This window comes from Shewanella salipaludis, from assembly GCF_012911865.1.
GTDB lineage: Bacteria > Pseudomonadota > Gammaproteobacteria > Enterobacterales > Shewanellaceae > Shewanella > Shewanella salipaludis.
The window spans coordinates 530,953-545,287 of sequence record NZ_JAAXYH010000001.1 but is presented as its reverse complement, the minus strand read 5'-3'; the positions used below and the strand labels follow the sequence as shown (position 1 = coordinate 545,287).

Here is a 14,335-nt window from a genome sequence, read left to right as displayed (position 1 = left end):
TTAGCCTATGAAGGCATTAAAATTTTTCGGCACCTGTCTCCTGTCTGCGCCCTTGCTGATGTGCTTGGCGGGCTGCGCGCCGCCGCTTGCCCATGCCTGCCATTATCGACAGCAAAGCTATGTGGGCAAACTGCTGGAGATAAGCGACTCAGGCTATCTGTTTCGCCTCTACGGCGCCGGGACTGACTTGCCGGATCTCCTGCGCCTCAGCCACGAGGCTGTGCTCAAGGCTGCGCCCCACTGGCAGGCGCTCGAAAACCACCAATACAGATTGAGCTTCAGCCTCCTGGAGCAGGGCAGTTGTGCCGCCTATCGACTCGAGGCCATCAGTCCGCCCCGGCTGATGCAAGCCAGTGGATCCAGGCCCTAAGGCCAATGGCGCTTGTTATCGCCAGCTGAATAGGCCGCCCGGCCGAAAGACACCCGCTTTCGGAGCGGCTACACTGAAACCATGGCTAGCATGACATCTTGATGATGGACAGGCGATATGGTCCATTCGGGGAGGCGAAATGAAGCGCTTTATGCCATTGATTTTTTTGAGCTGTATTTCCGGCCAGGCGATGGCCAATAACAGTTTCAACAGCGAGTTATGCCATGCGGCGGGTGGGGCCGTGGTGGCCGGTACCTTGGTGTGGGTGTCGGATAAATACTGGCCTGAGCAGGACAGGGCCTGGGTCGGGTTTTCCCTGAGCACGGCTGCCGGTGTCTTGTCGCAATACTATGAATATAACCAAGGCAGCAACAGCGCACAGGAAGCCTTGATCGATGCCGCCGCCCATACCCTGGGAGCGGCGTTGGGAGCCTATGTGACCGACGGCTATTGGTTGACCCCTGTGGTCAAGCACGAATCCGGCGGCAGGTACGTCGGCATAGACATCAATTTTCGTTTCTGAGGCGCTTGCCTGGCTTAGTCTGCGCAGACTCGCCACTATTTCCTACTACTTTCAATTCTTCACCCGCGACTCCTCTCTCGCTATTTTTCATCTTCTACTTCCTCTCGCTATTTTGGTTGCGGGCGGCCAACAGGCGTCGCTGTTGGCAATAGGCGAGGCGCTGACGTATGGCGTCCAGCCGCAGACTCGCCTGGTTATCCACCAGATACCAGACTGAGGGACAAAGCTCGGGGGTTTGGTTGAAGAACAAGGCCTCGGCGGCGCGCAGCTTGGCGTCGTCGGCATGCTGCAGCCAGAGATCTATGCCGCTGTTTGCCAGAAGGTCCAGGGTGCTGAGCCTACCTTGAGCCGGCTCGGCTGCGCCGTCGCCCTTGTCTTTGGCCAATGCCTGCAACACGGGGAAGGGATCGCTTGTCAGACCGGCATAGAAGCCAGGCTCGAACGCCTGGGTAGAACGCCCCTGATTAGCAAGTGCTTGGGTAGAAAGAGCTTGAGTAGAAAGCGTTTGGGCAGAAACAGGGGACGCCAGATACAGCTCGGGCCAATCCAGTTGCTGCGGGCTCAAATCGGCGGCCAATGCCAAGGCGATACGCCGCTCACCCAGCCAGTTATGGACCATGCAGGGCAAGTGCTGTTCGGCGCGCATCCCGGGCGGACGTGCCAGGCTGGGCAACAGCGACATGCGGCTCACCCTGAGCCGGGTCGCAGTCCGGGCCATCAGCACCAGGGTGGTGAGCCCGGACGAGGGCCAGCAACCGAGTTCCTTTTCCAGCGTCTGCGCCGTAGCGGTCAGGCCGGCGATCAGCGCCTCCCTGTGGCGGGAGCCTTGCACCTCGAAGGCAGCAGCGACCCCGGCGTAGGGGCCATTGGCTATGTTGATCACCCTGCCGTCTGGCGTCAAAGCGTCGCCTTGGGCCCGGGTGCCGTTGAATACGAAGGTCACCCCTGTCTCGGCCGGCTGCCAATCGCCGGCGGCATTGCCGACTATGGCAACCTCGGCGAAGGATGGCAGTGGGAACTCAGTTGTGCTTAACATAGGCTGTCACAGTCGGCTCACATAACCAGGTAGAGCGGCCAGCCGAGCAGACCGAGCAGGCCTTCCTTGTGCTCGAAACGCTCCAGGCGCTCAGGAGTGGCGTTTTGCAGCAACAATTCGCGGTAGCTTTTGGCGAACTGCAGGGTGCGCAGCAGCGCCCGGTCGAAGTTTTTCCCCAGGTCCTGGGCTATGGTCTCGGCCAAGGGGGCGGGTAATTCCGCCAGCGTCGCCTGGGTTTGGGCCGCAATGAAGTCGACATCGAACCAGGCCTCGTCGAGACTTATCTGTCCCAGGCGCTTCTTCATGTCCTGCCTGACCTTGGCATTGCCAAAGAGGATGCGGTACAGCACGGCCTCGGCCAGCACACCTTCGAGGCTCAGACAATCCAGCGGATCGTAACTCGAGGCGGCGTAGAACTGCTTGAGCAACACGGCGATGGACTCCTGCCTGTTATGCTCCGCCAGCGCCGTCTGGTAGGCATGCCAGCCTTGCCACTCGTCGGCATCCGGTGGACAGGAGACCTGCTCCAGCAAGCCCTTGTCGACGTCGCCGTAAATCGACTTGCCGCCTTGCTTGTGTCGGCTGACGCTGCTGAGCAGGCTCCAGCCCTTTTGAAACGACCTGACTATGCCATCGCTCGTCTGCAGCAGGGCCAGCGCCCGCGGCAAGTCCCGGTGGGACAATTCCATCAGCCCCAGGCTCACCACGCCTATCACATCCTGGGAGGCTTGCTCCAGCAGGTGCATCTTGTATTTGTTGTAGAACTTGTCCGCCAGTTTCAGGCTCATCAGCACGGCCTTGGCCTTGATCTGCTGGAGCTGCTCCGAGTCCATCCCGGCTTCTTCCAGGCCATAGGCCAGGACCTTGCTCAGGTAGGGACCCTGATTCACATCTCGTAGTACCAGTTGCATTAAGGGTTCCCTTATTCCAGAAAGCTGAACATGTCATCGACTTCGGCGTACTCGTCTGTGACCTGGTTCTTCTCTTTCGCCTGGATGACCAACTCGTTGACGAACTTGCCTATGATGGCCTCCCAGCCAGAGCTTTCGTTGCGCAGCAGGCTCTTGATGGCCTTCTCGACCTCGGGGGTGAGTTCGCGGATCAAGGCCAGCAGGCTGCGGGGATCGTCTATGCTGAGGCTGTGGGCATCTTCGCTCGGCTGCCAATCCGTGTAGCCGACTGTGTCACCGTCTTCTTCGTCATCATAGGTATCGCGGACCACATCGCCCTCGTCCTCGTTCGGCGACAACACCAGCTCGATGAAGGGGATGGACAGATAGAAGAGGCCTGCGGGATCGTCGGCTATGCATTCGAGGATGGCGGCCTGCTTCTCTTCGCTTTCCTGGATGCGGATAAGATAGGTCAGGAAGTCGAAGGTATGCTGGATCAGCTCTTCGGCATTGCTCTTGATCTTCTCCTCCCAGTACAAGGGCTGCTGACAAACGATATCGCGGATCTGCTCCGGGCTCATCAGCTCGGACATGATGGAAGGGTGGGAGATATCGTGGTGACTGTTTATCTGCGTCAGGGTGACGATATCCATATGCTCTATCACTTCGACCAATTGCGCGTCGGACATGGCATTGGCGATCAGCTCAAATTTCTTGCTGGCCTGCTTGGGCTCGACGTCGGCAAGATCTTTCAGCTCGGCGACAGTAACTTCAATGAGACTATTCATCAGTAGTTTTCCTCGTCATCGTATCGATCATAATAACCTTCTTCATCACTGTCTTCCTCGTCATCATCCCCATAACCCGAGCCGTAATCCGCCCCCAAGTCTGAGTCATCCTCTTCAACTTGGGCCACAGGCGCCTGCTTGCCCTGGGTCTCCAGCAGATAGAGCACGGCGCAGCTCTCGACCAGCAAGGCTTCGGAGTAGGCGCGCACCGCCAACACCAGCGGCAGATCGGCATTGTTGAAGGCGATGCTCACCTTGAACTCATCCCATTCGGGTTGCACGCCGCGGCTCAGCCAGTCGGCCCACTTGCGTTTGGCATCGCTTGGAAACTTGACCCGCTCGAACAGCGCCACCGGCAGGTATTCGGGCACGGATGCCAGCATCTTAGGATCGGCCAGCAGCACCCCGCGGATCTGGCCGGTAAACTGGCTCAAGGCCTGGGGCGTGTCTGGGTCGTCATATGACATTATGTTGTCATAGGCATTATCTTTAAGCTCATTAATGCGTGAGATATTCAGTTGTTGGGCCATGGTGCTCGGATACTCAGGAATAATATTGGTCCCACAGCTCGCGCATGGCGGCTGCAGGATCTGTCACAATTACATTGTTAAAATCTTTGATGAAGGCGTTTCTCAGCTTGGCGTCCGACAGCACTTCGTAGGCTTTCTTGACCCTTTGCAGTTCAGCCCCGGCGCGTTGTTTCTCGTCTTCAGACGCGCCGAGCAACTTGTCCGGATGATACTTGTTCGACAAACGTTTGTAGGCTTTTTTAATGTCGTCTTCTTTGGCGCTGGGCTTAACCCCCAACACACTAAAGTGGTTAATCATATTGATACCTGCGGGCGATGACTCAATGATCTTGAGATAACTGATTGTGTAATTAAAAGGTTGCGAGATAAAAGTGCGTCGATCCAAACTCAAAACAACAGGAGCAGTGTAAAAGGCGCATAGTCAAAGGATTATGATTAGCAAGCCAAGAGATCACAGCCGCGGATCATAGCAGAAATCGCCCCGAAGCGGCAAACAAAGAAGCGCGACTTCCCCCTGTTAAGGCAATAATTTTCGGGCCGAGTTAAGGACAGGTGCTAATGCCAATGCAAGTGTAAGCCGGCGGCCATTGGCACAACTGTGCCTCTTCTGGTGTGCCCAGCAGACTTAGATTTCGCCAAGAGACTAAATATGCGAATATCATCTTGATGGGAAAGGTGGTTTGGCTCTGATGAAATGGCAAGCAACAAGAACAAGAATGGCTCAGGTCGTGGATGAGCTATAAGGAACATATGTATGGGTAAGGTTGTGATCGTCACTGGCGCTGGTCGAGGCATTGGCGCCGCTACATCAAAGTTATTGGCTGCTAAAGGCTACCGGGTTTGTGTCAACTATCGTTCAAACGCCCAAAGTGCGGCAGCCATAGTCGATGAAATAACAGCGTCAGGCGGTAAAGCCTTTTCGTTTCAAGCAGATGTTTCGAATGAGAGTGACGTCATCGCTTTATTTGATGCGACTGAAAGAGCCTTTGGCCCTGTGACTCATTTAGTCAATAACGCTGGGATTCTGTTTCCACAAACGACTCTCGCCGACATAGATGTCGCACGATTCAATGAGGTCATGATGTCTAATGTCACAAGCTGCTTCCTCTGTTCTCGGGAGTATATCAGGCGAGCCGAATCCACAGGTTCCATCGTCAATGTCTCATCCGCGGCTTCTCGGAGTGGCGCTCCATTTGAGTATATAGATTATGCTGCATCGAAAGGCGCAATGGATTCGTTGACCAGAGGTCTTTCATTGGAGCTGGCACCCAAAGGCATTCGGGTTAACTCTGTAAGGCCGGGTTTTATTTATACGTCAATGCATGCCGATGGCGGCGAACCCAATAGAGTCGCGCGTTTGGCACCTCAGATCCCTTTGCAACGTGGCGGTACTCCGGATGAAGTAGCGCATGCCATTGTCTGGCTATTATCGGATGAAGCCTCTTATGTCACGGGCGCTTTTATCGATTTGGCCGGTGGCAAATAGTTCATGGCAAATGGTGCAAGAGCCAGGCACAGCTCGGGATCTGCAATAGGTTAGGCATGACTCAAATCCAGGCTTTATTTTTTAACTGTTTTTATATACAGTGGTTTTAGTTTGCTCTACGAGGACTGAAAATGAAATATAAAGGAAGTTGTCACTGCGAGGCGGTGCAATTTGAATTTGAAAGCGAAGTCATAACGGAGGCATTACAGTGTAACTGCTCTATTTGCATCCGAAAAAATGCCATCATGTCCAGAAGATATTATGAGCCAGCTGAGTTCAACTTGCTCAGTGGCAAAGACAATCTTGCCCTTTACCACTGGGGAGATCATGACGTAAACCATTACTTTTGCAAAACATGTGGCATTTCCCCGTTTCATGACACCATCTACGAGCCCGGTAAATACAGAGTCAATTTAGGCTGCGTTGCCAATGTTGCACCACGGGAGCTGGACATTATGTATTTTGATGGCAGGAATGAGTTGTAAGGAAAAAGGACAGGCACAAGGCTTTAAGACCCAAGTACTGAGTTAAACACCGTTGCCAGAGGAGTACACTCATCGCCATCGAAGCGGCCGAAGGGGTTGGAGCAGATGAGCGTTGCACTTATTATCTGCATTCAGGCCTGTATTAAAGTAGAAGGGCTTTTTTTATAATCTGAATCCTTACCTTACTCGTTGAAACCATACTATGCCCTCATCCTGGTTACAGTTTGATGCTGTCCCTGCCGATATTTTTGCACTATTAACCGTCACGGCGGCTTTTACGTCTTTCTTTACTGCTTGTTTCGGCATTGGTGGTGGCGTGATGTTACTCGGCGTCATGGCGCAAGTGTTGCCGCCGCAACTGATTATTCCACTGCATGGCGTGGTGCAATTAGGCTCTAACGGGGGACGCGTACTGCTTGGCTGGCAACATATTCAGTGGCGAGTCATAGGGGCGTTTTTACCCGGGGCGATTATCGGCGCCTTGCTAGGCAGTTTTGTGTTGGTCGCGCTGCCGCCCTCGGTCATGTATCTCACCATCGCAGCCTTTATCTTGTATTCCTGCTGGGGGCCGAAACTACCTAAAATGGTGCTGGGCACTTTAGGTACATTCATGGCCGGCGCAATGACCACCTTTATTTCGTTATTTGCAGGCGCTACCGGCCCTTTAGTGGCGGCATTTATGAAGCAGTTGGAGGTCGATAGATTTCGCACCGTGGCCACCTTTGCGATGGCAATGTCGTTGCAACACGGGGTTAAGATTGTGGTGTTCGAGGGAATGGGCGTATCGCTGGATGATTGGTGGCCGGTGCTTGTTTGCATGATATTGAGTGGCGCGTTAGGCACTTGGATTGGCTTTAAAATGCTTAAACGCCTTGCAGACAAGCATTTTCACACCGCATTCAGTGTGGTGCTGACCCTGCTTGCCATTCGATTAATTTGGCAAGCCATCGGCCAGTGGTAAACCTGAATTCAAGCTGTTGTCATTAGTCCATGCCGCATCCCGGCAAGCACACAGTCAATGGGGGATTGCGCATAAAAATGCGGCCCCGTTGCCGTTCCTGCCAAGCGCTCCTGTAGGGGCTCGCTTCGGAATGCCGCGGGGCCGGGTAGTGTTTCTAGTTATCAGCTGTTACCAGCCGTTACTGCCGCTATCTGTGACTGCCGATGTTCGCTTCAGGCATTTGCTTCAGGCAGCTTAAGCGACTCTCTGGGCTTCCATCTGGCTTGAAAGATATTCATCGAATGTGCCCTGGAAGTTGATCAACTGCTTATCTTTGATGTCTATGATACGGGTCGCCAGGGAGGAGACAAACTCGCGGTCATGGCTGACGAAGATCAGCGTGCCTTCAAATACTTTCAAGGCATTGTTGAGCGCTTCTATGGCTTCCATGTCCATGTGGTTGGTGGGTTCATCCATGATGAGCACGTTGATGTCTTGCATCATCAGCTTGCCGAACAACAGACGGTTCTTCTCACCACCCGAGCAGTTGCGGGCCTTCTTGTTGGCGTCGTCCTCGGTAAACAGCAGGCGTCCCAGCATGGCGCGGACCATCAAATCGTTATGCTTGGGCAGGCGCCACTGGCTCATCCAATCCATCAGGGTGAGATCATTGTCAAAATCCGCGCTGCTGTCCTGGGGGCAGTAGCCGATGGAGGCATTTTCCGACCACTTGATGACGCCGGCGTTATGTTCCAGCTCATTGACCAGGCAGCGCAGCAGTGTGGTCTTGCCCACGCCGTTCTCGCCTATGATCGCCAGCTTGGCACCGGCTTCCAGGATCAGCTCGCCGCCCTCGAACAGGCGTTCGCCATCGAAGCCATGGGCCAGATCTTCGAGGATCAGCGCCTGGCGATGCATCTTCTTGCCGGCGTCGAAACGGATAGAGGGGGTGATGCGGCTGGAAGATTTCACTTCATCGAGCTTGATCTTGTCCATCTTCTTGGCGCGGGAGCTGGCCTGCTTGGCCTTGGAGGCATTGGCACCGAAGCGGTTGACGAAGTCCTGCAGCTCTTCGATTTCGGCGCTCTTCTTGGCGTTTCCTGCCAGCAGCTGCTCACGCAGCAGGGCGGATTGCGCCAGGAAGTATTCGTAGTTGCCCGGGTAGATGCGCAGCTCGCCGTAATCTATGTCGGCCATGTGGGTACAGACGGCGTTGAGGAAATGCCTGTCATGGGAGATGATGATCATGGTGCATTTACGCTTGTTGAGCTCGGTTTCCAGCCAACTTATGGTGTGTATGTCCAGGTTGTTGGTGGGCTCGTCCAGCAGCAGTATATCCGGATTGGCAAACAGCGCCTGGGCCAGCAGCACCCGCAGTTTCCAGCCGGGGGCCACCTGTGACATGGGGCCGTAGTGGAAGGACTCTTCTATGCCGGCTTCCAGCAAGATTTCACCGGCGCGGCTCTCGGCGCTGTAGCCGTCCATCTCGGCAAATTCGCTTTCGAGATCGCCGACCCGCATGCCGTCGGCTTCCGTCATGTCGGGCTTGGCATAGATGGCATCCCGTTCCTGTTTGACTTTCCACAGGGCCACATCGCCCATGATCACCGCATCGATCACGCTGTACTGTTCGAAGGCGAACTGATCCTGGCTCAGGGTGCCGACTTTCAGCCCAGGGGTGATGGACACGTTGCCCGAGGTCGGCGCCAGGACGCCGCTGAGGATCTTCATGAAGGTCGACTTGCCGCAACCGTTGGCGCCGATCAAACCGTAGCGGTTGCCGTTGCCGAATTTCGCCGAAATGTTTTCAAACAGCGGCTCTGGGCCGAATTGCATTGTGATGTTCGCGGTAGAGATCAAGGGAGCTTTCCTGGATATTGACTAACTGGGATGGTGACAAACAAGCCTCAAAATGAAACATGCGCTTCTTTCGCTGAAGACGAAACTCGCGTCCGGGCTTCAGTGGCAAGAATAAAGTCGCGGAGTATACAGATTAAGCGTTTAAGATGCGAGAGCAGGCCTGAATTTCCTTCCGATGAGGGCTTATATGAGAGCGTAGGTATGAGAGCGCAGGCGGCGACCCTTGAGGGCCGCCGCCTGCGGTATTGCATCTGTGGTTATTTGTCATTCAGTGACAGCTGCTCACCGATACTGCTCCAAGGTAACCACTTAAACGATTGATTTGCATCCGGCATGTAATTATAACCGTCTTGTACTACCAACATGCCTTGTTGCCATGGACCCGAGCCGACGGGTAAATGGGTGACGGCGAGGCCGTCGGTTTCGGCGCTGCCATCTATGCCGTTGTTGCCCGCATCCGGGCTCAGGCCATGGGGGTTAATCCCGATACGGAAGCGTCCAACCTGTGTGTAGGGCGGCGTACTTTGGTACAGCAGGTAACTGTTGTTGCCTTGACTCGAGACCACCAGCAAGTCTTGCGCCTGACCTTTGATTCGCGCCCCGGGATAGAGCGAGATCCCTTCGACATCCGGGACCAAGTCCCCTCCTGCCTTGATGACTAGCTCGCCTCGCGCGCTGCCAGTCGCCTCGGCATCGAAACGCCAAATGCCTTTGTCTTCCTCACCTATGAAGAGGGCACGTTGAGATTCATCGACGACGCAGCCCTCCACTTGGCTCGGGGCGGAGATGTTTCGCACCAGGGTGATGTTCGGCGCCTGGTCTTGCCAACCGACACGATATTGGGCGATGCGACCGGATTTCTCATTGGCGAACACGTATAAGGCATCGGCGCCTCGATATAAACACAGGCCGTAGATATCGACCAAGTCGGTCGCCTGGTTCGGAAATTCGCTGATCTTACCCGCGCTGTCGCCAAGGGCGTCGATTTCATAGAAGGCCAGGCTGTTGCGCTCCCTTTGGGTGGCAACGGCTATATCCCTCAGCTTGCCGCCGAGGCGGACCTGTTGCCGCAGGTCGATGTTGTTGATCCGCCCGGAAGCCAGTGCCTGCATTTGCTTGCCTTGCATATTAAAACTCAGCAAGCCCCACTGTTTATTGGTACCCAAGATCAGGCTCTTCTCCGGCACGCTTGGATGTACCCAAATGGCGGGGTCGTCCATGGTATCGCCCGGCCTGTCGGCAGGAGCACTCTCAACCCAGGCGGGAATTTCTGTGATGGTGTCGCGTGGTTTGACGTCCGACTCTGGCATGCCTTGCCGACGGAACAGGTATCGATCGCTCTTATCGTCGAACACCATCAAGCCAAGCGTATGCTCGCCGTGTTTAGCCCCGGATACTGAGATGCTCAGATGCTCGGCCTTGCCGGCCTGCAGTGAGGTGTTGAGGCTGCGCCGTGCTTCGAGTCGGCCAATATTGGCTTGTTTGTCGCTGGTGATGAGCTCGCCATTGACGACAGCCAGGCCGGTAATGCGATTGTCTATGGCCGGCAGCACAAGTTTCGCCCCGTTGTTGGCAAAAGGGCTGGCATCGTATTGCCACACGCCCGCATTAGGCTCACTGACATAGAGATTGTCGCCGTCTATGGCACAGTCGCTGCTGTCGACCGGGATCGCCTGGCGGCGCATGAGGCGTGGTGACAAGTGTGTGGCATCCCCCAGCAACCATTGTTCACTCTGGCCCGTTTCACTGCCGAACCAGGCATAAAAGTAACCATCCTGGCGCCGGGGTTGGATGCAGATCCAATTGATCTCGAAGGCCAGCATAGGCAACAGGGGCAATAGATTGCTGGTCACAGTGCCGTCTTGATCTCTAAGGTAAATTGGGCGGATGCGATCCGCTTGTTTATCCAAAGTCAAGGCGTAAGGCGCCGCGAAGGCGAGCAAGGAGAACTCGCCTTCGACCAGCACCCTGGCTCCAGGCAGGGAAGAACCTGATTCAGGTATGGCTTGCAGCACTAACCCCAGGCGCTCGCTGGCGAGTAACCAGCGGGCAGGCATCTTATTATCGGCGCCGCCGTGACTTGCCGCGTCGGCCTCTTGGGGCCGGGTTAACGCCTGTGCCTGGCTGCCCTTATGAGCGTCGATGGCGACGACTTGCTGCTCGGCGGCCCCTAGCCCGGCACTGAGCAGCCATAGGACCGAGATGGCTGCGACTCTGGTGACTCTTGCTCTCTTACTGTTATTTTTCATGAGGCTATTCTTCGTTTGGATTTTGGCTGTCTCGAACAATGGGGCTTTCACATGAGCCACGGCTGATTTCGGTTCCCGAACCGTGACACTGTATTTGGCGCACCCATTATCAGCGGGATTAATAATTGACATATTGGATCCCCAGCTGGAAAGTGCGGCCATAGGTTTCATACTGGGCGTTGTAGTCTGGGTTACCCGTGTAACTGTAATAGGGCTCATCTGTGAGATTTACCCCCTTGAAGTACAAGCTCAGGCGAGTGGTCAGGTGCGCCTTGGCCACCAAGTCCCATTGCAAATGCGTATCCGTATACAGGTCATGACGCTCGTCATTGAGTTCTGTGACTTCTTGTAAATATTCAGATTTATAGGCCGCCGACAACCAGACACTGGCGTAGCTGTCCTCGTATCCCAGTGACAGATTGGCGGTAATGTCGGACTGGCTCGGCATTGGAATATCACGCTTGAGCACTAGGTCGCCATCATTCCAGCTGATGCTGGCCGCCGAATCCGTATAGGTGAGGTTAGAATTGAGCACCAAGGCGTTCAAGGGCTCGGGTAAGAAGCTGAACTCCTGCACATAACTCAACTCGACCCCATAGATGTGGGCGCTATCGCCATTGACGAAGGTCACGGCGCTGTGGGCATCGACATAATCGCCGCGACCGGCCAAGTCCGCTTGGTAGATGAAATTATCTATGTCTTTGTAAAACAACCCAGCGGAGAGCAGGCCGATATTGCCGAAGTAGTGCTCGAGGCTGAGATCCAGGTTCATCGATTCCAGTGACGCCAGATGGGGATTACCGAAGCTCAAGTCTATGTCGCCGTCACCTTCCTCTTTCAGATAGCCAGGTGCGAGCTGGCCGAATGTTGGTCGCACCAGCGTATTGGTCCAGGCGGCGCGCAGCACGGTAGTGTCCGAGTGACGATAGGTGAGGTGCAGCGCCGGCAGCCAATGGTTTTCATCACTCTGGTTGTCGACATCGGCAAACTCGCCACTGATGCCATCGAAGCCATGTCCCCTGGAATCCCACTCATTTTGTTCGAATCTCAGCCCGGTGAGAATACGCATCTTATCTATGTCTATGTGTCCCATGAGATACGCCGCATTCACCTTTTCCCTGATATCGAAGTCATTGATGCTGGATTCGATGGCATCTCTGTTGACATCGGCATCCAGGCTTTCGATCACGTCCCACAGGGGAGCAGCCTCTATGCCAGGACCGAAGCGTTCGAGGCTGTAATCGACATCGCCGCCACTGTATTGGCCGAGTGAAAGCGCCTCATCAGTTACGCCCTGATCCCTAAGATCGCCGTAAATCCACACATCGGCACGATTGGACTTATCACGACGGCTGACTTTTGCGCCGGTTTTCACCGCGACGGGATAAGCGCCCAAGCTGAGTTGGCGGCTGAGATCGAATTGGACACTGTTGAGGGTATCTTTGGCTTGCGCAGTGGCAATTTCAATTTCATCGAGCTCGAAGGCATCTACCCGATAGTAGCTTGCCGGGGCTATAACCTTGGGTTTGTGGCTATCGCGAAAGCCGGTGTCGTCCAGCTTGGCAACGAAGTCGGCTCCGGCGAGGTTGCGCGGCTTCTCGGCGCTGGCGGTGCTATGGCTGGCCTGATAGTCCAGGGTCCATAGCGCGAAGCGTGATTCGCCGCCCGCGACAATAGAGGTTATGTTCTGGTTCTCGCGGCGGGATTTAAGCGAACGTGTGGTCTTGCCTTTGCTTAATACCTCTGCCTGCTGCGGCGACTTCCACTTGGTTTTGGCGCTGTTGCGGGTTTCGGTATCATCAAATTCGCTGTATAAGCTGCGCAGGTATAAATCTGTGTCATCACTCGGGTGATAGTCGAAATTAATGCCTATGCCCAAGCGTTCGCGGTTGATTTGGTAAGCCCGCTGATCTATGGATGAAAGCGCGGCATCGCCATAGCCAAGCTTATCCTTGTCAAGGGTATCGACGAAGGTCCATTTGCCACCTGTCTCGACGTTATCTGAACCAAAGTCTCTGTCATACCAGCTGACACCTAGGGCAATGCCCAGGTTTTCGGCGAAGATATCGCTGTAACTGACGGCCAACTTAGGATTGGTGTTGTTTGTCAGGGTGTCCTGGCTCACCTCGGCACTGAGATTGAGATAAGTATCATCCCGGTCAAACGCCGACAGACTCTTGACTTCAATGGCACCGCCCAGGGCATCTGCGTCCATATCCGGCGTCAAGGTCTTGCTCACTTCGACCGATTGCAACAAGTCCGATGGCACCACGTCCAAGGCGACGGCGCGACGATCACTCTCGGGAGAGGGCAAACGCACGCCATTCATGGACACTGAGTTGTAGTCGGGCGCCATGCCACGCACCCGTACGAAACGGCCTTCGCCCTGATCGCGCTCTATCGACAGACCCGGCACCCGCTGCAGTGATTCGCTGATGTTACTGTCGGGGAAATTGCCCAGCACATCGGCACTGACCACGCTGAGCAGATTGTCCGCGCCCCGTTGGCGGTTCATGGACTGGCTTAAGGCTCCTTGCTGACCGACAACCCTTATGTGTTCGACCCCTCTTGGGGCCAGCACCAATTCCACCTGGGTGGTGCGATCATCATCAACCCTGATACTCTGCTGCGAGGGAGCAGCGCCTAAATAACTGACCTGCAAAGTGTATTCGCCATCATTAAGGCCAACAAAGAAGAAGCGTCCGTCGCGTCCCACCTGTTGGCTCAGGTTGAGCTCTTTAATGGTGACGCTGGCACCGGGTAAGGGCTGCCGGGTATTCTGGTCGCGGACATTGCCTTCGAGTTTGCCAACAGCCAAGGCATTGGCGCTGAGACCTGCGGCCATCAGAGCGAGTGTCATAGCCGACAGCGGCGTGCGAAAATCCATGTTCAGTTCCTCTGGTAAGAATCAAGTTGCGGCAAAGGTATAGCGAGTAAATGTCAGATTTGTGACGTGAGTTTTTTTGCGACTGCCAACCCCGCTGAAATTGCGCAAGCCTGGGCGGTTCAGGTAGAGGCTGAGCCGAAATGACGCTGCCTTCCCGAGGAGATTGGCCTGTGTCAACAGGTAAGCCATTGGGCTGGATGCCGCAGCGGCTATTGCGCTTCATGTCTCCTCATTTCTCAGGTTTGGCCCTGGGCGATATCTGCCGCCGACGCTTCCAGCCGCTGGCTAAGG

The 14,335-nt window shown here is 55.1% G+C and carries 13 protein-coding genes; 5 read left to right on the top strand and 8 right to left on the bottom strand.

Annotated features, from left to right (window positions below; translation table 11 throughout):
* Positions 1-7 precede the first annotated feature (7 nt).
* Both HC757_RS02380 and HC757_RS02375 read left to right on the top strand, forming a co-directional pair.
* Entirely contained in the window at positions 8-370 is a 363-nt protein-coding gene (locus HC757_RS02380; RefSeq protein ID WP_169562690.1) for a hypothetical protein, read from the top strand.
* A gap of 151 nt (positions 371-521) precedes the next feature.
* Positions 522-893, top strand: coding sequence for a Rossmann-fold NAD(P)-binding domain-containing protein (locus HC757_RS02375; protein ID WP_211164231.1), 372 nt, complete (start codon positions 522-524; stop codon positions 891-893).
* Positions 894-987: 94 nt separating this feature from the next.
* On the opposite strand, the gene HC757_RS02370 is transcribed toward HC757_RS02375, so the two are convergent.
* The 5 genes from HC757_RS02370 to atcJ are packed head-to-tail and all read right to left on the bottom strand — an operon-like array spanning position 988 to position 4,435.
* Positions 988-1,929 carry a hypothetical protein gene (locus tag HC757_RS02370; protein WP_169562688.1) on the bottom strand — a complete coding sequence of 314 codons (942 nt, stop codon included), beginning with the start codon at positions 1,927-1,929 and terminating at the stop codon, positions 988-990.
* Between the two features lie 17 nt (positions 1,930-1,946).
* On the bottom strand, positions 1,947-2,840 hold the full coding sequence (gene atcC / locus HC757_RS02365; RefSeq protein WP_169562687.1) for a cold adaptation protein AtcC: 894 nt from the start codon (positions 2,838-2,840) through the stop codon (positions 1,947-1,949).
* 11 nt (positions 2,841-2,851) lie between these two features.
* Positions 2,852-3,610, bottom strand: a complete 759-nt coding sequence (atcB, locus tag HC757_RS02360) for a cold adaptation protein AtcB (RefSeq protein ID WP_211164252.1) — start codon at positions 3,608-3,610, stop codon at positions 2,852-2,854.
* The gene (gene atcA / locus HC757_RS02355) at positions 3,607-4,137 is read right to left on the bottom strand and encodes a cold adaptation protein AtcA (RefSeq protein WP_169562685.1); all 531 of its coding nucleotides are present in this window, start codon (positions 4,135-4,137) and stop codon (positions 3,607-3,609) included. Before atcA ends, atcB begins: the two co-directional genes overlap by 4 nt.
* 13 nt (positions 4,138-4,150) lie before the next feature.
* Positions 4,151-4,435: a cold adaptation protein ActJcold adaptation protein ActJ gene (atcJ, locus tag HC757_RS02350; RefSeq protein WP_169562684.1), complete on the bottom strand. Its 285-nt coding sequence runs from the start codon at positions 4,433-4,435 to the stop codon at positions 4,151-4,153.
* Positions 4,436-4,891: 456 nt separating this feature from the next.
* Here atcJ and HC757_RS02345 point away from each other — a divergent pair, with 456 nt between their 5' ends.
* The 3 genes from HC757_RS02345 to HC757_RS02335 all read left to right on the top strand — a co-directional run bounded on the left by HC757_RS02345 (position 4,892) and on the right by HC757_RS02335 (position 7,069).
* Positions 4,892-5,623 carry an SDR family oxidoreductase gene (locus HC757_RS02345; RefSeq protein WP_169562683.1) on the top strand — a complete coding sequence of 244 codons (732 nt, stop codon included), beginning with the start codon at positions 4,892-4,894 and terminating at the stop codon, positions 5,621-5,623.
* A gap of 131 nt (positions 5,624-5,754) precedes the next feature.
* Positions 5,755-6,108, top strand: a complete 354-nt coding sequence (locus HC757_RS02340; RefSeq protein WP_169562682.1) for a GFA family protein — start codon at positions 5,755-5,757, stop codon at positions 6,106-6,108.
* Between the two features lie 202 nt (positions 6,109-6,310).
* The gene (locus HC757_RS02335; RefSeq protein WP_169562681.1) at positions 6,311-7,069 is read left to right on the top strand and encodes a sulfite exporter TauE/SafE family protein; all 759 of its coding nucleotides are present in this window, start codon (positions 6,311-6,313) and stop codon (positions 7,067-7,069) included.
* Between the two features lie 234 nt (positions 7,070-7,303).
* Here HC757_RS02335 and HC757_RS02330 read toward each other — a convergent pair whose 3' ends face one another.
* From HC757_RS02330 to HC757_RS02320, 3 genes are all read right to left on the bottom strand, one after another.
* Positions 7,304-8,908, bottom strand: coding sequence for an ABC-F family ATPase (locus HC757_RS02330; RefSeq protein ID WP_169562680.1), 1,605 nt, complete (start codon positions 8,906-8,908; stop codon positions 7,304-7,306).
* Between the two features lie 257 nt (positions 8,909-9,165).
* The gene (locus HC757_RS02325) at positions 9,166-11,157 is read right to left on the bottom strand and encodes a phytase (RefSeq protein WP_169562679.1); all 1,992 of its coding nucleotides are present in this window, start codon (positions 11,155-11,157) and stop codon (positions 9,166-9,168) included.
* A gap of 118 nt (positions 11,158-11,275) precedes the next feature.
* Positions 11,276-14,044: a TonB-dependent receptor gene (locus HC757_RS02320; protein WP_169562678.1), complete on the bottom strand. Its 2,769-nt coding sequence runs from the start codon at positions 14,042-14,044 to the stop codon at positions 11,276-11,278.
* Positions 14,045-14,335 lie beyond the last annotated feature (291 nt).